Raw genomic sequence first — 17642 nt, 5'->3', positions numbered from 1 at the left:
GCGTGAAGCCGATGGCCGCCGAGCGCTCCGCTACTTCCTGCTCCCCACGCGCGATGGCACCCGCCGCGCCGGGACGCTAGGGTTGGCTTTTCCCTTCCTGGAGGAAGCCTTGACGGAGATCGTGGTGGGGCTGGTGGTGTTCTTCGTCCTCACGGTCGTGCTCGGGCCCGCCCTGTGGAGCTCCCGCATCTGGTGGAGCAAGGCGGACCGCGACCAGGTGAAGGACAAGTACGGCCGCCCCCAGAAGGACGTGAAGGACCCGTAGGGGCGACCGCTCGTCGGGACTGGGGGCTACTCGTCGTTCTGCCGCAGCGCGGCCAGGACGTTGAGGTCCTCCAGCGTGGTGGTGTCCTGCGTGGACTGCTTGCCCGCGGCCACGTCGCGCAGCAGCCGGCGCATGATCTTCCCGGAGCGCGTCTTGGGGAGGCCTTCCGCGAAGCGGATCTCATCCGGCCGGGCGATGGCGCCAATCTCCTTGCCCACGTGCACGGCCAGCTCCTTCTTGAGCGCATCCGAGGGGGCGTTGCCCTGCTTGAGCGTCACGAAGGCCACGAGCGCCGTGCCCTTCAAATCATCCGGGCGGCCCACCACGGCGGCCTCGGAGACCTTCGGGTGCGCCACGAGCGCGCTCTCCACCTCCGCGGTGCCCAGGCGGTGGCCCGCGACGTTCACCACGTCGTCCACGCGCCCCATCAGCCAGAAGTAGCCGTCCGCGTCCGTGCGCGCGCCGTCGCCGGTGAAGTACATGCCGGGCAGCTCGCTGAAGTACGTGTTCACGTACCGCTGCGGGTCGCCGTACACGGTGCGCAGCATGGACGGCCAGGGCTTCGTCACGAAGAGCAGTCCGCCCTGCCCCTTCGGCACGCGCTTGCCGTCGCGGTCCAAAATCTCCGCGTGGATGCCGGGCAGCGGGAAGGTGGCGGAGCCGGGCTTGGTGGGCGTGGCGCCGGGCAGCGGGGAGATCATGATGCCGCCCGTCTCCGTCTGCCACCACGTGTCCACGACGGGGCAGCGCCCCCCGCCGATGACGTCGCGGTACCACATCCACGCCTCGGGGTTGATGGGCTCGCCCACGCTGCCCAGCAGGCGCAGTGAGGTCAGGTCGTGCTTCTTCACCGGCTCCTCGCCCAGGCGCATGAAGGCGCGGATGGCGGTGGGCGCGGTGTAGAGGATGGTGGCCTTGTAGCGCTCGATGATGTCCCAGAAGCGGTCCGGCCCCGGCTGCGTGGGCGCACCCTCGTAGATGATGGTGGTGACGCCGTTCATCAGCGGGCCGTAGACGACGTACGTGTGGCCCGTCACCCAGCCCACGTCCGCGGTGCACCAGTAGACGTCGTCGTCGCGCAGGTCGAACACCCAGCGCGTGGTGAGCGACGCGCCCACCGCATAGCCCGCGGTGGTGTGCAGCACGCCCTTGGGCTTCCCGGTGGAGCCGGACGTGTAGAGGATGAACAGCGGGTGTTCGCTCTCCACCCACTCCGGCTCGCAGACATCGGACTGGCCCTTCACCAGCGCGTCCCACGCCAGGAACTTCGGGCCCTCCGGCAGCTTGCCGTCGCCGGTGCGCGTGAGGACGACGACCTTCTCGATGCTGGGGGCGTTGGGGAGCGCGGCCTCCACGTTCTTCATCAGCGGCACCACCGCGCCCTTGCGCCAGCCGCCGTCCGCGGTGAGCAGCACCTTCGCGCCCGCGTCCTTCATGCGGTCCTGGAGCGCCTCCGCGGAGAAGCCGCCGAACACGACGGAGTGCACCGCGCCCAGCCGCGCGCACGCGAGCATGGCGACGGCGGCCTCCGGGACCATGGGCAGGTAGATGCCCACGCGGTCGCCCTTCTTCACCCCCAGCGACCTGAGGCCGTTGGCCAGCCGGTTCACCTGCTGCGACAGCTCACCGTAGGTGAGGACGCGGCGGTCGCCCGGCTCGCCCTCGAAGAGGATGGCGGGCTTGTCCTTCAGCTTCGGCAGGTGCCGGTCCAGGCAGTTGTAGGCGAGGTTGGTCTTCCCCTCGACGAACCAGCGCGCGTGGGGCGGCTTCCAGTCCAGCACCGTCTGGAAGGGCTCCTTCCAGTAGAGCTCCTCGCGGGCGCGGTCGCCCCAGTACTTGTCCGGATCCTTCGCGGCCTCGTCCCACAGCCGCTGGTAGTCCGCCATGCCGCGGATGTGGGCCCGCTCGGAGAACTCCTTGGGCGGGGGGAAGACGCGGGACTCGGTCAGGACCGAGACGATTTCCTGCGGGTCTGCCATGGGGCGTTCCTCCAACGAAAGCGTGGGAACAGCCCTCCTGTTCTAGGAAGCCCCTCCTGCTATCTCAAGGGTTCCCTGCGCAGCGGGTGTTCCCCTGAACGCCGTCGAAGCGAAACCACAGCTCGCAGGTGCACGCGGCGTTGTTCCTGGCGTCGTAGGTGAGCCGCAGCTGCCCCTGGAACTCCGTGGCGCACCGGGTGGACGCGTCCACGTGCACGCGGACCTGGTCGAGCAGGCACTCATTCGCCCCGTCCACGGTGGTGCTCACGTTGGCCACGCTGCCGTCGGCGGTGAAGGCCTCGCCGTCCTCCAGGAAGTAGCCCAGCAACTGCATGTTCTGCACGCCGAAGTCCGCGCGCACCACGCGGCCGGAGATCTGGAGGCTCAACTGGAGGTTGCCGCGGATCTGCTCCAGCAGCCCGCAGTCATCCCGCAGGGTCTCCAAGGGGATGATTTCGTACTCCCCCTCGTTCTGGCTGTAGGGCAGGCAGCCCGCCAGGGTGGAGGACAGGAGGGCGGTGAGGCAGAGGCGTCGCAGGGTAGACACGGCACGCACCATCGCCCACGGGAGGCATCCGGAACGGGCGCTTGCCAGGGGGCTTTGGGTAGAGTGCGACGCCATGCCTGAATATCGCAACCCCAAACCCACCGTGGACTGCATCATCGAGTTGTCCGGCGAGCGCATCGTGCTCATCCGCCGCGCGAACCCGCCGGTGGGCTGGGCGCTGCCGGGCGGCTTCGTGGACGAGGGTGAGCCGCTGGACAAGGCGGCCATCCGCGAGGCCAAGGAGGAGACGGGCCTGGACGTGACGCTGGAGGAGCAGTTCTTCAGCTACTCGGATCCGAAGCGCGACCCGCGCCTGCACACCATCTCCACGGTGTTCATCGCGAAGGCGACGGGCGAGCCGGTGGGCGCGGACGACGCGGCGGAGGCGAAGACGTTCTCCGTGGACGCGCTGCCGAAGGACCTGTGCTTCGACCACGGCACCATCCTGTCGGACTACCTGACCTACAAGCGCACCGGGAAGCGCCGCAAGCTGTAGGCGGCAGGGCCTCTTCCGGATGCACTACCTGTTCGTCCTCCTGGCGCTCGGGGCGCTGCTCATCGTGCATGAGCTGGGGCACCTGGTGGCCGCGCGCCTGTTGGGCGTGCGGGTGCCGCGCTTCACCGTGGGCTTCGGACCGCCGCTCCTGTCGTTCCGGCTGGGCGGGACGCAGTTCGTGCTGGGCGCGGTGCCGCTGGGCGCGTCCGCGAACCTCCAGGGGATGAACCCGCACCGCTCCGCGGAGGAGGACACGTCGGGGTTCGGCACGCTGGGGCCGCTCAAGCGGATGGCCATCATCCTGGCGGGGCCGCTGGCGAACTACGCCGTCGCGCTGGGGCTGCTCTTCGCGCTGTACTCGTCGGGCACGCACGTGGTGGTGCCGCTGACGGTGGGCACGGTGGTGCCGGGCTCGGAGGCGGCGCGAGCGCAGCTCTTGCCGGGGGACCGGCTGGTGGGCGTGGACGGCAAGCCGCTGGAGAGCTGGTCGGACTTCGTCACGCGGGTGGCGGAGGCGGTGGGCGGTCAGTTGGAGCTCTCCGTGGACCGGCACGGCGAGCCGCGCACGGTGACGGTGCGGCCCCGGGCGGACGAGCGCGGCGCGGGGCGCATCGGCGTGAGCCAGCAGTACGTGTTCCGCGAGCACGCGCCCGGCGAGGCCTTCACCCAGTCGCTGGTGCACACCGGGCGCGTGGCGTCCGAGGCGCTGTCCACGCTGATGGCGATGGTGCGCGGGCCCCAGGTCGCGGGCCGCGCGGGGCCGGGCGCGCTGGTGCGCCAGGAGTCCTCCGACGTCGCGTCGTCCACGGCGTCCGGCCTGGATGCGCTGGTGCGCGCGATGGTGGCGGCCTCCGTGGCGCTGGCGATGCTGACGCTGGTGCCGGTGCCGGGGCTGGATGGCGGCCGGGTGCTGCTGCTCGCCATCGAGGCGGTGAGCGGACGGCGCATCCCTCCCCGCGTGGAGACGGTGGCGCAGACGGCCGGGTTCCTCTTCCTGTCCATTGGCATCGTTGCCACGGCGGGCGCGGAGATCCGCCGCGCGCTGCCGTCGATGGACGCGCCCAACGCCGGGCTGAAGCCCTCCGCCAGCGCGCCGTTGGCGTCGGATGGCGGCACGGATCGTGTCGCGACGCCCTCATCTCCCTGAAACAACCGCCCGCCTGCTCCACTGGACTCCGTGTTGGAGGGCGAGCCGTTGTTGGGTGACAGGAGCCACGGAGATGCAATCAACCTCACTGATTGCACGGCCGCGTGTGCGCCAATAGAAGCCAGAACTCCTCCCCACGTTTCTCGGTCCCCCAGAGCTCCGCATGCCCCAGCCCCTGCCCCCCTCCATCCCCGCTTCCGAGGAGCGTCACTTCGTGGGCGGCGGTGAGATGGGCGAGCTGGTGCGCTCGAAGGACTGGGCTCGCACGCCGCTGGGCCCGTCCCGCGACTGGCCCATCAGCCTGAAGACGATGGCGGGCGTGGTGCTCCACAACCGGTTCCCCATGCTCATGTGGTGGGGCCCGGAGATGATCCAGATCTACAACGACGCGTACCGTCCGGTGCTTGGCCTCAAGCATCCCGGATCGCTGGGCGCGCCTGGTGAGGTCATCTGGCGGGAGATCTGGGACGTCATCGGCCCCATGGCCCGGGGCGTGCTCAACGGCGGCCCCGCCACCTGGAGCGAGAACCTGGAGCTGTTCCTCAACAGCCGGGGGTTCCTCGAGGAGACGTTCCACACGTTCTCATACAGCCCCATCCCCGACGAGCAGGGCGGCGTGGGCGGCGTGCTCGTCACCGTGCGCGAGACGACCCCGGAGGTGCAGCACGACCGGCAGCTGCGCATGCTGCGCGACCTGGCGGCCCGCGCCGCCGACGCGAAGTCGCCGGACCAGGCGGTCCACGCCAGCCTGGCCGTGCTCGACGGCAACGACCTGGACCTGCCGTTCTGCCTGCTCTACCTGCTGGACGCGAAGGGCGGCACCGCGCACCTCGCCGGTGGCACCCACCTGCCCGACGCCGTCCTGGCCGCGCTGCCCGCGCAGCAGTCCCTGACCACGGAGTCCGCCACGGACTGGCCCTTCGCGGAGGCCGCCCGCACGGGGCAGGCCATCGTCGTGAACGACCTGGGGGCTCGCCTGAGCGCCCTGCCGGGAGGCCGCTGGAACACGCCGCCGTCGCTCGCCGTGGTGCGCGCCCTGACGCGGCCGGGCCAGTCGCGGCCGTCCGGCTTCCTCGTGGGCGGCGTGAGCCCCCGGCGGCTGCTCGACGCGAGCTATCACGCCTTCTTCCAGGCCACCGCCGAGCACGTCGCCGCCACGGTCGCCAACGCGCGCGCGTATCAGGAGGAGCGGCAGCGCGCGGAGGAGCTCGCGGCGCTGGACCGCGCGAAGACGGCCTTCTTCAGCAACATCAGCCACGAGCTGCGCACCCCGCTCACGCTCCTGCTGGGCCCCACCGAGGACGCGCTCGCCAGCACCGAGCGCGCGCTCCAGGGAGACGCGCTGGAGACGGTGCACCGCAACGGCATCCGCCTGCGCAAGCTGGTCAACACGCTGCTGGACTTCGCGCGCATCGAGGCCGGACGCGTGAGGGCCACCTACGAGCCCACCGACCTGGCCGCGCTCACCGCGGGGCTCGCCAGCGCCTTCCGCTCCGCCATCGAGCGCGCGGGGCTGGTGCTCGACGTGGACTGCCCGCCCCTGCCGGAGCCGGCCTGGGTGGACCACGAGATGTGGGAGAAGATCGTCCTCAACCTCATCTCCAACGCGCTGAAGTTCACCTTCACCGGCGGCATCACCGTGGCGCAGGCGCTGACGGACGGACACGTCGAGCTGCGCGTCACCGACACCGGCACGGGCATCCCCGCCAACGAACTGCCCCGCCTCTTCGAGCGCTTCCACCGCGTGCACGGCGCCCGCGCACGCTCCCACGAAGGCTCCGGCATCGGGCTGGCACTGGTGCACGAGCTGGTGCGGCTGCACGGCGGCACCCTCTCCGTCCAGAGCGAGCTGGACCGCGGCACCACCTTCACCGTGCGCATCCCCACGGGCTTCGCGCACCTGCCGCCGGAGCACGTCACGTCCGCGCGCAGCCAGCGCCCCCTGCCCGCGGGCGCGGACCCCTACGTGCGCGACGCGCTGGGCTGGCTGACGGACCTGCCCGCCACGCCCGCCGAAGACAGTGCTCCCGCAGAGCCCCTCCCCACGCCCGTGCTCGGGGAGGAGGAGCGCGGGCGCGTGCTGCTCGCGGACGACAACGCGGACATGCGCGAGTACGTGGGCCGGCTGCTGGGCGCGCACTGGACGGTGGAGGCGGTGGCGGACGGCGAGGCCGCGCTCCAGGCCGCGCGCGCCCGGCCCCCGGACCTCATCCTGTCCGACGTGATGATGCCCCGGCTGGACGGCTTCGGGCTGCTCCAGGCCCTGCGCGCCGACGAGCGCACCCGGACGGTGCCCGTCATCCTCCTGTCCGCGCGTGCGGGAGAAGAAGCCCAGGAGGAGGGGCTCCAGGCGGGCGCGGATGACTACCTGGTGAAGCCCTTCTCCACCCGGGACCTGCTGGCGCGCGTCACCGCGCAGGTCACCCGCTCCCGGCTGCGCAAGCTGGAGGCCGCGCACGCGGAGCGGCTGTCGCGCATCTTCCAGCACGCGCCCGTGGGCATCGCCATCCTGCGCGGCCCGGAGCACGTCTTCGAGTTCGCCAACCAGAACTACCTCAAGCTCATCGCGAACCGGAACGTGACGGGCAAGCCCGTGCGCGAGGCCCTGCCGGACCTGGCGGATCAGGGCGTCTACGAGCTGCTGGACGGCGTCTACCGGTCGGGCGAGCCGCACATCGGCCGCTCGCTGCGCGTCGTCTTCAACGACGGCCCCGAGCAGTCCTCGCGCGAGGTGTTCTTCGACTTCGTCTACCAGCCCATGCTCGACGCGAAGGGCCAGGTGGAGAGCATCATCGTCGTCGTCTTCGACGTGACGGAGCTGGCCACCGCGCGGCGGGAGGCGGAGTCCGCCAACCGCGCCAAGGACGAGTTCCTCGCGATGCTGGGCCACGAGCTGCGCAACCCCCTGGCCCCCATCCTCACCGCGCTCCAGCTCATGCGCCTGCGGGGTGAGACGGCCGCGGAGCGCGAGCGCACGCTGATTGAACGGCAGGTGACGCACCTGGTGCGCATGGTGGACGACCTGCTGGACGTCAGCCGCGTCACCCGGGGCAAGGTCACGCTCAAGCGCGAGCGCGTCACGCTCACCGACGTGATGGCGAAGGCCATCGAGCAGATCAGCCCGCTCATCGAGCAGCGCCACCACACGCTGGAGGTGGACCTGCCCGACCGTGGCACGGACCTCCACGGCGACCCCACGCGGCTGGCGCAGGTGTTCGCGAACCTGCTCACCAACGCCGCGAAGTACACGGAGCCCGGCGGCTTCCTCGCCGTGACGGGCACACGCGAGGGCCAGGAGTTCGTCGTCAGCGTGCGCGACACGGGCGTGGGCATCGCGCCGGAAATCCTGCCGCGCGTGTTCGACCTCTTCGTGCAGGAGCACCAGGCCCTGGATCGCTCCCAGGGCGGCCTGGGGCTGGGGCTCGCCATCGCGCGCAGCCTGGTGACGCTGCACGACGGCACCATCAGCGCGCACAGCCCGGGCCGGGGCCGCGGCAGCACCTTCACCGTGCGCCTGCCCGCGCTGGAGGCGGAGGTGCCCCCCGCGCTGCCCACGCCGCAGCCCGGTGCGCTCGTCCCCCAGGAGCCCGTGTCCATGAGCGCGCGCGTGCTCATCGTGGACGACAACCGCGACGCGGCGGACGTGCTCTCCGAGTCGCTGGAGTTCCTGGGCTGCACGACGCGCGTGGCCTACGACGGCCCCACGGGCCTGGAGGCGGCGAAGGACTTCCGGCCCGAGATTGCCCTGCTGGACATCGGGTTGCCGGTGATGGACGGCTACGAGCTGGCCCGGCTGCTCCGCCAGCAGGAGGAGCCCCGCCCCATGAAGCTGGTGGCGGTGACGGGGTACGGCCAGGAGTCCGACCGCCAGCGCTCCAAGGCCGCCGGCTTCGACGCCCACCTGGTGAAGCCGCTGCACTTCGAGACGCTGGAGACGCTGCTCAAGGACCTGACGGGCGCCTGAGGAGCAGGCCGCCCGTCATCCAGGGGACGTCCGGCGCCACGAAGCCGGGCCGGGCGGCCGCGAAGGTTTTATGCTCCGGCCCGACATGCCGACGCCTTCCACGCCCACCGCCCCCGTGGCGGACGGCGGACTCTTCTGCGAGCTGTACTGGGGCACCTCCCTGGCGGAGGCCTGGAGCTATGGCCCCGAATTGGGCCAGGTCCACGCCGCGCCCGACGAGACGGCCCCCCTGCCCCTCTACGGCTTCACGCTGCCGGAGGAGCCCTTCCTCCTCGCCGAGCGCACACCGCAGGGCTGGCGCATCCACGTGCCGCCGTCGGCCCGCGTGGAGAGGAGCCTCAAGGGCGACGCCTTCCACCCGGTGGGTCCGGAGGAGCTGACGGGCGCGCCGGGCCGCGCGGCGGTGGAGCTGCGCGAGGGCATGACGCTGCGCCTGGTGGAGGGCGAGCTGCGGCTGCTGGTGCAGCCGTCGGTGGTGAAGGAGCGCGCGGGCCGCTTCCGCGTGCGCGACGTGGCGTGGATCATCACCGTGGCCATCCTCTTCCTGAGCGCGCCCATCGCCTTCCTGGCCATGGGGCCGGACCCGGCGCGCATGGCCGCGAACAACGCGCGTGCGCTGCAGGTGGCCCACGAAAAGGAGGAGGCGCGGCGCAAGGCCATGGGCCTGGACCAGCCGCTCAAGCCGCTGACGGAAGCCGAGCGCGCCACGCAGAAGCAGGACGGCGGCGCGCGCATCAACGTCCCCGCCAGCTTCGGCGTGCGCTAGCTCAGGGCCCCAGCCCCACCCAGACCTCCCCGTCCTCGAAGAACTCCTTCTTCCAGATGGGGACGTCCTGCTTGAGCCGCTCGATGGCGTACTCGCAGCCCCGGAAGGCCTCCTTGCGGTGCGCGGAGGCCGCGGCGATGACGACGGCCAGCTCGCCCGGCACCAGCGTGCCCACGCGGTGGACGATGGCCAGCCGCGTCCCGGGCCACGTCCGGGCCACCTCGTCGCCAATCTCCGCGAGCTTCGCCTCCGCCATGGGCGCGTAGGCCTCGTACTCCAGCCGCAGCACGCGCCGGCCCTTCGTCTGGTCGCGCACGGCGCCGGAGAACGTCACCAGCCCGCCCGCCCCTTCGGAGGCCACCGCGTCCACGACCTCCGACAGCTCGAGCGGCCGGCCCACCACGCGGAAGAGGCCCGGCGCCCCGCCGGCCACGGGCGGAATCAACGCCAGCTCCGCGTCCGGTGACACCGGCGAGTCCAGCCCCACGAACTGCTGCTGCACCGCCACGCGCAGGTGCGGCAGGAGCGGCGCCAGCGGCGGGTGCTTCGCGGCGAGCAGCGCGAGCACGTCCGACACGCGCGAGCCGGGAGGGACGTCCAGCGACTCGCGCGACAGGCCCGCGCGCTCACGGGCAGCGGCGAAGTACAGCACGGTGACGGACATGGCCTGGCGCCTCCTGGCGTGTGGCTACCGCTCGCGCAACACGACGCGGCCCTGGAGCCGGCCGCCGCCTTCCGCGGGGGAGAAGTCGAGGAACCCGTACTCGAACGGGGTGAGCCGCTCCAGGAGCGCCGTCACGAAGAGCTGGCTCGCCAGGAGCTTCCCGGTGCCGACGCCCGGCACCTCGCGCACCCCGGCGAGGTCCGCCCTGAGCCGCCCCATGTCCACCATCAGCGACAGGTGGCCCGGGCCGAACGCCTCCGCGCCGAAGCGCGTGCGCAGCGTCGCGCCCACGTCGCCCGTCTCGCGCCCGGTGAGCACCTCGCCCGCCTCCAGCGTGGCGCGCTCCGGGGTGAGCGTGAGCGACACCGGCTGCTCCAAGAGCCGCGTGCGGAAGCGCGTGGTGTTGCCCTGCGCCTCCTTCTGGAAGACGAGCGCGTTGTCCTGGAGCTGCTTCTGGATGAGCTGGAGCACCGGCTGCACGGACGTGAGCCCCGCCTCCATCACCACCGTGCCCTTGGGGGCCGGGCGCTGGTCCTGGATGAAGCCGCGGAAGAAGGCCGCCGCGTCGAAGTAGACGAGCATCGCCACGTCGCCGCGCAGCGCCTTCAGGAGCGGCTCCGCGTCCAGCCCCTGCTTGCGCCAGCGCTCCAGCGTCCGCTGCCGCCGGGGCGACTCCGGCGAGCCGAACACCAGCCGCGCCAGCTCCTCCGGAGGCACCGACAGCTGCGCCGCCGCCACCGGCCCCACCGCCGCGCGCCCCAGGAGCTGGGAGGCCGGACCGCGCGTGCCGCCCAAGAGCGGCCGGGACGACGACAGGAAGCCGTCCAGCTCCGCCTGATCCGCCTGCACCGCGAGCGCGCCGAAGAAGCCGCGCACCGGCATGTCCTCCTTCTCCGCCTCCGGCACCGGCGGCGCGGAGAAGAGGAACACGCTGCCGTCGCGCACGCGGCCGCGCAGCTCGCCCAGCAGCGCGTTCTCCGCGATGCCGGGGCCCGACAGCGCCTCCACCCGGCGGCGCACCCGCTCCACGTCCGGGGACTCCACCACCGCCAGCGCCTTCACCGTCTCTCCGGACTCCGGAGCGTCCGGCGAGTCCGGCACCGCGAGGTACACGTAGCCCCGGTCCGCGAACAGCAGCATGTCCCGGCCGCCGTCCACCGGCGTCACGCGCGCGCTGCCGTCCTCGCGGGGCAGCACTTGGTGGCCGGCGCCGCGCAGCTCGCGCGCCACGGCAGCGAGCGCCGCGCGCGGCTCCGTCACGCCCAGCAGCGCCACCACGCCGTCGAAGTCCGGAAGGAGGAAGAAGCCGAAGCCCTCCTCGGGGTCCACCTCCGAGGGGCCCCCCGAGAGGCTGCGCAGGAGCAGCGGCATCAGCGGCGTGTCCGCCAGGGAGGCGCGCGCGTTGCCGGCGCCGACGAGCCGCTCGTAGAAGTCCACCAGCCCTTCCACGTTGCCGCGCAGCCGGGGCACCCACAGCACCGTCTGCGCGTCTTGGGGCACCGCGCGGAGCACCGGACGCGGCACCACGGTGAGCACCACCCGGGCCAGCTCCTTGTCCCCGTCCAGCGCCCGCACCGTGTAGCGGCCCGCGGTGGCCCAGGCGTGCTTCACGCCCGGCGCCGTCTGGGCCGGCGTTCCGTCCCCGAAGTCCCAGGTGATGGCGGGCGCCTTCGGGGCGGTGGAGCCGAAGGACTCCGGGACCCCCGCCTCCAGCGTGCGCTCCGGCCCCAGGTCCGGCCGCAGGTTCCGGCAGCCGGAGGTCCCCAGCCCTACCGCGGCCAGCAGGAGGAAGAGCGGAAGCGGAGACCGGAGCGCGCGGGGTCGGGAGGCCATGGGCCTTTCGGTTAGTAGTCCAACGCCAGCCCGAACATCCAGCGCCGGCTGCTCAGGTTCAGGCCCTTGCCGCCGAAGTTGTTCACATCCGCATGCGTGTACTCGGCGAAGAGGTACGAGTGGTTCACGCCCAGGTCCGAGTCGAAGTCGCGAGCGAAGCGCGGCTCCAGCACGTCCAGGAGGAACGACACGCCGGCGGTGCCCGCCCAGCCCCACTTGCCGCCGCTGGCCTTGCTGCCCTCCACCAGCTCCGTCTCGCTGCCCTTGGTCATCCACCACGGGGAGTAGACGAGCCCCAGCTTGGCGTACGGCACCAGCGGGATGCCCCAGCGGAAGGCCGCGTAGTCGAACTTGTAGAAGGCGTTGAGCTGGATGGGCAGCACCTTCAGCGCCGCCTTGTCCGCCGCCGCCGAGCCGTCCTCGAGCTTCGCGTCCGCGTACTTCTCCCCGTAGCCCACGCCCAGGCCCAGGCCCGCCGTGCCGATGCCCTGGTAGAAGAAGCGCTGGATCTCCGCCTCGATGAGCAGCAGCGACTCGTCACCGAAGGTGTCCTTGTACGGCGTCGCGCCGTTGAGTGCCTTCTCGGTGTCGATGCGCGGCTTGTAGCCGCCCCCGCGGAAGATGACCGCGCCAGTGCGCGGGGAGCGCGTGGGGATGGTCACCTCCTGCGCCACCGCCGGTACCGCCAAGAGAAGCGCCGCGACTCCCAGGCCCACAGCCCTGCTGCTCATGACACCTTCCTCCGAGACGACAGCCAGATGCCCAGGGCGGCCAGCACCGCGCCACCCGCGATGCCACCACCGGTCGCGGCACACCCGCCGCTCTCCTCGCCGCCGGCATCCTTGTAGGCGTCGAACAGACCATTGCTCTTCACAGGCGTCGCATCCACCTGGCTGGACCCATCGCTCACGTTGCCCGCGGCGTCGATGATGGTCGCCTGGAGCCGATACGTCACGCCATTCGTGAGGCCGGTGACGACGACGTTGCCCTCGCCGGACGCCTTGGTGACGCGCGTCACCGGCCCCGTCGTGCCCTCCAGCGCCAGCGCGCCCACCAGGCCCATCCCTCCGCCATCCGTGCCGGCGTCCAGGTCCGTCCCGGCGTCCAGGTCCGTGCCAGCGTCGTCCGTGCCGGCGTCATCCGTGCCCGCGTCGTCCGTCCCCGCATCCGTCGTCGCGGACGCCACCATCGCCGCCTCCACCACGACGGTGGAGTCCGTCTCCGCGCCGTCCACCTGCACCGACAGCGCCGAGTCCCGGACGATGACCTTGGCGATGGTGGGCGCCGTGGGCTTCACCGGGTCGAACTTCAGCACGTAGGCGGGCGTGCCCACGTTGGCGTAGGTCGTCTGACAGTCGGTGCCGTAGAGCCCGCCCAGCTGCCGCGCGGACGCGCACAGGTTGAAGGAGATCTCCGCCTGCTGGGTGTCGCACGTCGCCGCGGGGCCCCCGTCCGCGCTGGTGCCGCGCGCCGCGAGCAACTCCGCCACGCTGAAGTTCACGGTGCCGGAGGTCGCGCTGGTGTTGGTGAGGGTCTCCAGCTTCAGGTCCGTCGCGGCGGGCTCCGAGCCGCAGGTGTTCGTGGTCGCGTAGATGAAGAGCGAGCCGCCGCAGATGTTGCCGGTGCGCGTCCAGGTGAAGCGGCGCGCGTTGCCGCACTCACTCCTGGGCACGGTGACCGTCAGGTTCTGCGAGCCGGTTGCCGCGGTCGCGAACGTCACCGTGGGCCCCGCCTGGGCCACGGCCGTGGAGGACGCGAAGAGCAGGAGTCCAATGAAGAGAAGGCGCATGGATGGGCCGGAAGCTAGCAAGGGCGGGGCCACCCTCAAGCCCCGTCCGGACGGCCTGTTTCCCAGGGAAACCCCCGGGTTCGCGCGCCAAACAGGCAAGGTGCCCCCGGGGGCTTTGCCAAATTGTCAGGCGGGGCGTTCCGCCAGCTTGAGGCCCGCGTCCACCAGGTGGGCGGCGGCCCGGCCGGCGTTGTCCACGGACGCGAAGAGCGTCACCCACTCCGGGGCCTGGGGGAAGGCGCGCACCCGGCCCACGTGGACGGCCGGGTCGCTCATCACCAGCATGGGCATGGGGTAGATGCGCTCGCCGGGCGCATCCAGCACCTTGAGGGAGGGGGACGTCTTCAGGGCGGCGCGCACCTGCTCCACCGGGCCCGGCTTCTTCAGCTGCACGTTCACCGTGAGGCCGTGGCCGTGGAAGGTGGGCACCTGCACGGCGGTACCGGCGAGGACGGGCGTCTCGCCCAGGGCGGAGAACAGGCGCGCGGCCTCCAGCGTCCAGCCGCCCTCCTCCTCCGTCCAGGGGCTGTTCACCATGAAGCCGCCCACCTGGGGCACCAGGTTGAAGCCCACGCGGTGCGGGAAGACCTGCGGCTCCGGCTCGCGGCCGGACAGGAGGTCCGCGGTCTGCTTCTCCAGCTCGGAGATGCCGCGCACGCCCGCGCTGGAGGCGCCCATCAGCGCCGTCACCTGCGCGCGCACCACGCCGAACGCGCGGCGCAGCGGCTCCACCAGGTGCACCGTGCTGCTGGTGACGATGCCGGGCAGGCTCACCACCCGGCCCTTGAAGCTGAAGCCCGGCCCCAGGGCCTCCGTGTTGAAGCCCGGGAGGATGAGCGGCACGTTGCCGTCGCTCCGGAAGGCGCTGCTCGCGTCCACCACCCACGCGCCCGCGGCCTGAGCGGCGGGGGCCAGCGTGCGGGAGGCCTCCGCGGGGGTGGCCAGCAGCACGACGTGGATGCCCCGGAAGGCGTCCGCGGAGGCGCGCTCCACCTCCAGCGTGTCCTCGCCGTACTCCACCTCCAGGCCCTTGGAGCGCTCCGAGCCGAAGGCCTGCACCTGCTCCATCGGCACGTCGCGCGCGTACAGGTTGGCCAGCACCTCGCGGCCCACCACGCCCGTGGCGCCCACCACGGCAATCCGAAGGTTCTCTCTCATGAGGGCTCCTTTACGTCAGCGCCCCGGCCCGCGCGAGCGCGACGACGCGTGCCCGGGGGATGAGGCGTCAGTCTTCCTTCAACCGCGCCGTGGGCACGGGGCCCGGCAGCGGGGGGAACTTCGGGTTGCGCTCCGGCTCGGACGCGCGGACGTAGTGCGGCTCCAGGGCGAAGAGCGCCTGCTGGGAGTACGCCTCCGGCAGCCGGGCCAGCCGCCCCACCTCCACCGCGGACGGGAAGGCCGGACCGGACAGGAGCCGGTGCGGCGCGACGCCGTGCTTCTCCAGCGCCCCCCGGTAGTCCGCGAGCGCCGGGCCCAGCGCCACGGCCCGCGGTTCAGCGGCCATGCGCCGCGCCACCTCTTCCGGCGACATGGCCGTCTCCGGCTCCAGCGCCTCCACGGCGTGGCCCGTGCGGCGGTAGGCGCCCAGGTACAGGTCGTCCTTGCGCGCGACGGCGAGGCAGAACAGCGGCACGCCCTCCGGCCCCTCCAGCGCCACCGCCGCCAGCGACGACGCGCCGGCCACCTTGAGCCCGGTGGCGTACGCCAGCGCCTTCACCGTGGCCAGGCCGATGCGCAGGCCCGTGAAGGACCCCGGCCCCAGGCCCACCGCCAGCCCCTCCAGGTCCTTGAGCTTCAGGCCGTGCCGCTGGAGCAGGTCCCCAACGACGCCGGGCAGCGCCTCGCTCTGCTTGTCCGGCGGAGGCACCACCACGTGCTCCACGGCGCGCACGTCCTCCCCCTGGCGTTCCACCAGGGCGAGCGACAGCGTCAGCGTGGAGGTGTCCAGCGCGAGCAACACAGGCGACATCCCTTCTTTTCGTTCGAATCGCTTCAGGCCGGAACGGCCCAGAACTCCACCGGCACCTGCGACACACGGTCGCTGGCGCACCGGTACAGCCGCACGCGCGCCAGGCCCTTGTCCAGCATGCCCAGCTGCTTCGCCGCGGCCTTCGACAGGTCGATGATGCGTCCGTCCACGAAGGGACCGCGGTCGTTGACGCGCACCTCCACCTCGCGGCCGTTCTCCATGTTCATCACCTTCACGCACGAGCCGAAGCGCGCGGTGCGGTGCGCGGCGGTGAGGGCGTTCTGGTTGAACTTCTCCCCGCTGGCGGTGGGACGGCCGTGAAGGCCCGGGCCGTAGAAGGACGCGAGGCCCTCGCCCAGGTAGTTGCGCGGCATCTTCTCCCGGCGCGTCACCTTCGTGCCGTCGTCACCGGAAGAAGAAGTCTCCGGAGGCTGGGGCTTGGCCGCGCGCGACGCGCAGCCAGCAAGCAGTCCCATCCCCATGAGCAGGAGCGCGGTCCGTCCGTGCATCATCACCTCGTTGTCAGCGGGTCACGTCGTTGGTCACGGCCAGCAGCATCAGCAGGATGAGCAGCGCCAGGCCCACCATGTTCGCCACCTCGCGCACGCGCACGGGGATGGGACGGCGGCGGATGCCCTCCCACGCCGCGGACAGCAGGTGGAAGCCGTCCAGCACGGGGATGGGCAGCAGGTTCATCACGCCCAGGTTGATGGAGATGATCGCCATCAGGTTGAGGAAGCTGTCCAGGCCCTGCTCGGCGCTCTTCGCGGCCAGCTGGTACATCATGATGGGGCCGCCAATCGTGCTGGGCGACACCTTGCCCACGAACAGCCCGCCCAGCACCTGCACCATCTGCCCGACAATCTTCGGGACGATGAGCGCGGCCTCCTTGAAGGCGGCGGCCGGCCCCAGGTCGATGGTCACCTTCTCCACCGGCGGCAGGTCCGCGCTGCTGAAGCTCCACGGGCGCACGCCGAACACCAGCGGGGCGCTCGTCTGGCCGTAGTCGTCGCGCGTCTTGAGCGGCGCCTGGGCCAGCTGCTGCGTGCGCTCGCCCTTTTCGCCGCGCCACGTGAGCGTGAAGGGCTGGGCCTGCAGGCCGTTGAGCACCGTCGCCAGCTTGTTGAAGGACTTCAGCGGCGTGCCGTTGATGGCCACGATGCGGTCGCCCGGCACGATGCCCGCGCCTTCCGCCACGCTGCCTGAGGCCACACTCGCCACGTAGAGGTCCGAGGCCTCCGCGCCCAGGGCCGCCGCGCCCTCGCCCGGCTGACGCGGCAGGGTCACCTCCACGACCTCCGGGATGCGGCCGGTGACGGCGCCCACGGCCGTGGGGGCCAGGCGCGCCACGCTCAGCTTCATGGGGGTGCCCTCCGGCACCTTGGCCACCTCGCGGTAGAGGGCGGCCTCGTCCTGCACGTGCACGCCGTTGACGGACAGCACGCGGTCAAAGCTCTTGAGGCCCGCGGCGGCCGCGGGGGACGTAGCCGGCACGCCCACCACCGGCGGCTGCGGGTAGGGGCTCACGCCAATCATCCCGCGCTCGACGGTGTCCACCGGCGACACCTCCGAGCTCTTCTCCGGCGTCACCTCCACCACGCGCTGCTGCCCGTCGCGCTCCAGGGTGACGGGCACGGGGCGGTTGAACTTGCCGACGAACGCGTCGCGCATGTCGTCGAAGGTGCGGACCGGCTCGCCCTCCACGGAGAGGATGCGGTCTCCGGGGCGGATGCCCGCGGCGGCGGCGGCCATGTCCGGCGACACCATGCCCACGCGCGTGGACAGCGTCTCCTGGGGGCCCAGGAAGACGAAGAAGTACACGAAGATGGGGAACAGCAGGTTGAAGGCCGGGCCCGCGAGCACAATCAGGCCGCGCTTCCAGGGCGGCTGCGCCAGGAACCCGCGCGCCGCCTCTTCCGGTGGGAGCTCCTCGTGGGGCAGGTCGCCGGCCATCTTCACGAAGCCGCCCAGGGGCAGCAGCGCCACCTGGTACTCCGTCTCGCCCTTGGTGAAGCCGATGATCTTCGGCCCGAACCCGATGGAGAACTTGAGGACCTTCACCCCGCAGGCCTTGGCCACGAGGAAGTGGCCGAGCTCATGCACCGTCACGAGCACGCCCAGCAGGAGGATGAAGAACCCGAGGTTCTGGAGCATGGGCGGGAGAGTAATCGCGCCCCCTGGGACGGACAACGCACAACGCATGCCGCCGGGCGGGCAGGCAGG

15 protein-coding genes are annotated in these 17642 nt (G+C 71.9%); 5 read left to right on the top strand and 10 right to left on the bottom strand.

Annotated features, from left to right (window positions below):
• The first annotated feature begins 109 nt into the window (after nucleotides 1-109).
• Nucleotides 110-265, top strand: coding sequence for a hypothetical protein (locus JYK02_RS28655; RefSeq protein ID WP_207055790.1), 156 nt, complete (start codon nucleotides 110-112; stop codon nucleotides 263-265).
• Nucleotides 266-291: 26 nt separating this feature from the next.
• On the opposite strand, the gene acs is transcribed toward JYK02_RS28655, so the two are convergent.
• Nucleotides 292-2244 carry an acetate--CoA ligase gene (gene acs / locus JYK02_RS28650; RefSeq protein ID WP_207055788.1) on the bottom strand — a complete coding sequence of 651 codons (1953 nt, stop codon included), beginning with the start codon at nucleotides 2242-2244 and terminating at the stop codon, nucleotides 292-294.
• Between the two features lie 64 nt (nucleotides 2245-2308).
• Nucleotides 2309-2791 (bottom strand): hypothetical protein, encoded by a 483-nt coding sequence (locus tag JYK02_RS28645; protein ID WP_347402606.1) that lies wholly within the window; start codon nucleotides 2789-2791, stop codon nucleotides 2309-2311.
• A 73-nt stretch (nucleotides 2792-2864) separates the two neighbouring features.
• Here JYK02_RS28645 and JYK02_RS28640 point away from each other — a divergent pair, with 73 nt between their 5' ends.
• The 4 genes from JYK02_RS28640 (at nucleotide 2865) to JYK02_RS28625 (ending at nucleotide 9164) form a co-directional block, all read left to right on the top strand.
• A complete protein-coding gene (locus JYK02_RS28640; RefSeq protein WP_207055783.1) occupies nucleotides 2865-3287 on the top strand; it encodes an NUDIX domain-containing protein in 423 nt (140 codons plus the stop codon).
• Nucleotides 3288-3306: 19 nt separating this feature from the next.
• The gene (locus JYK02_RS28635; protein WP_242589313.1) at nucleotides 3307-4434 is read left to right on the top strand and encodes a M50 family metallopeptidase; all 1128 of its coding nucleotides are present in this window, start codon (nucleotides 3307-3309) and stop codon (nucleotides 4432-4434) included.
• A 163-nt stretch (nucleotides 4435-4597) separates the two neighbouring features.
• A complete protein-coding gene (locus tag JYK02_RS28630) occupies nucleotides 4598-8398 on the top strand; it encodes an ATP-binding protein (protein WP_207055781.1) in 3801 nt (1266 codons plus the stop codon).
• Between the two features lie 85 nt (nucleotides 8399-8483).
• On the top strand, nucleotides 8484-9164 hold the full coding sequence (locus JYK02_RS28625; protein WP_207055779.1) for a hypothetical protein: 681 nt from the start codon (nucleotides 8484-8486) through the stop codon (nucleotides 9162-9164).
• 1 nt (nucleotide 9165) lies between these two features.
• Here the strand turns inward: JYK02_RS28625 and JYK02_RS28620 are convergent, their stop codons facing one another.
• The 8 genes from JYK02_RS28620 to rseP all read right to left on the bottom strand — a co-directional run bounded on the left by JYK02_RS28620 (nucleotide 9166) and on the right by rseP (nucleotide 17573).
• A complete protein-coding gene (locus tag JYK02_RS28620) occupies nucleotides 9166-9828 on the bottom strand; it encodes a molybdenum cofactor biosynthesis protein (RefSeq protein ID WP_207055777.1) in 663 nt (220 codons plus the stop codon).
• Between the two features lie 24 nt (nucleotides 9829-9852).
• Nucleotides 9853-11661 (bottom strand): PKD domain-containing protein, encoded by a 1809-nt coding sequence (locus tag JYK02_RS28615; RefSeq protein WP_207055775.1) that lies wholly within the window; start codon nucleotides 11659-11661, stop codon nucleotides 9853-9855.
• An 11-nt stretch (nucleotides 11662-11672) separates the two neighbouring features.
• On the bottom strand, nucleotides 11673-12392 hold the full coding sequence (locus JYK02_RS28610; protein ID WP_207055774.1) for an MXAN_2562 family outer membrane beta-barrel protein: 720 nt from the start codon (nucleotides 12390-12392) through the stop codon (nucleotides 11673-11675).
• Complete coding sequence (locus tag JYK02_RS28605) at nucleotides 12389-13450, bottom strand: MXAN_2561 family MXYO-CTERM-anchored protein (protein ID WP_207055773.1); 1062 nt, start codon at nucleotides 13448-13450, stop codon at nucleotides 12389-12391. Before JYK02_RS28605 ends, JYK02_RS28610 begins: the two co-directional genes overlap by 4 nt.
• A 126-nt stretch (nucleotides 13451-13576) precedes the next feature.
• A complete protein-coding gene (locus JYK02_RS28600; RefSeq protein ID WP_207055772.1) occupies nucleotides 13577-14608 on the bottom strand; it encodes an aspartate-semialdehyde dehydrogenase in 1032 nt (343 codons plus the stop codon).
• 67 nt (nucleotides 14609-14675) lie between these two features.
• The gene (tsaB, locus tag JYK02_RS28595) at nucleotides 14676-15419 is read right to left on the bottom strand and encodes a tRNA (adenosine(37)-N6)-threonylcarbamoyltransferase complex dimerization subunit type 1 TsaB (protein WP_207055771.1); all 744 of its coding nucleotides are present in this window, start codon (nucleotides 15417-15419) and stop codon (nucleotides 14676-14678) included.
• 23 nt (nucleotides 15420-15442) lie between these two features.
• Nucleotides 15443-15928 (bottom strand): septal ring lytic transglycosylase RlpA family protein, encoded by a 486-nt coding sequence (locus JYK02_RS28590; protein WP_207056307.1) that lies wholly within the window; start codon nucleotides 15926-15928, stop codon nucleotides 15443-15445.
• A 13-nt stretch (nucleotides 15929-15941) separates the two neighbouring features.
• Nucleotides 15942-17573: an RIP metalloprotease RseP gene (gene rseP, locus JYK02_RS28585; protein WP_207055770.1), complete on the bottom strand. Its 1632-nt coding sequence runs from the start codon at nucleotides 17571-17573 to the stop codon at nucleotides 15942-15944.
• Nucleotides 17574-17642: the final 69 nt, after the last annotated feature.

Origin of the sequence: Corallococcus macrosporus (assembly GCF_017302985.1) — a bacterium.
GTDB lineage: Bacteria > Myxococcota > Myxococcia > Myxococcales > Myxococcaceae > Corallococcus > Corallococcus macrosporus_A.
This window is presented reverse-complemented; position numbering and strand designations above follow the sequence as displayed.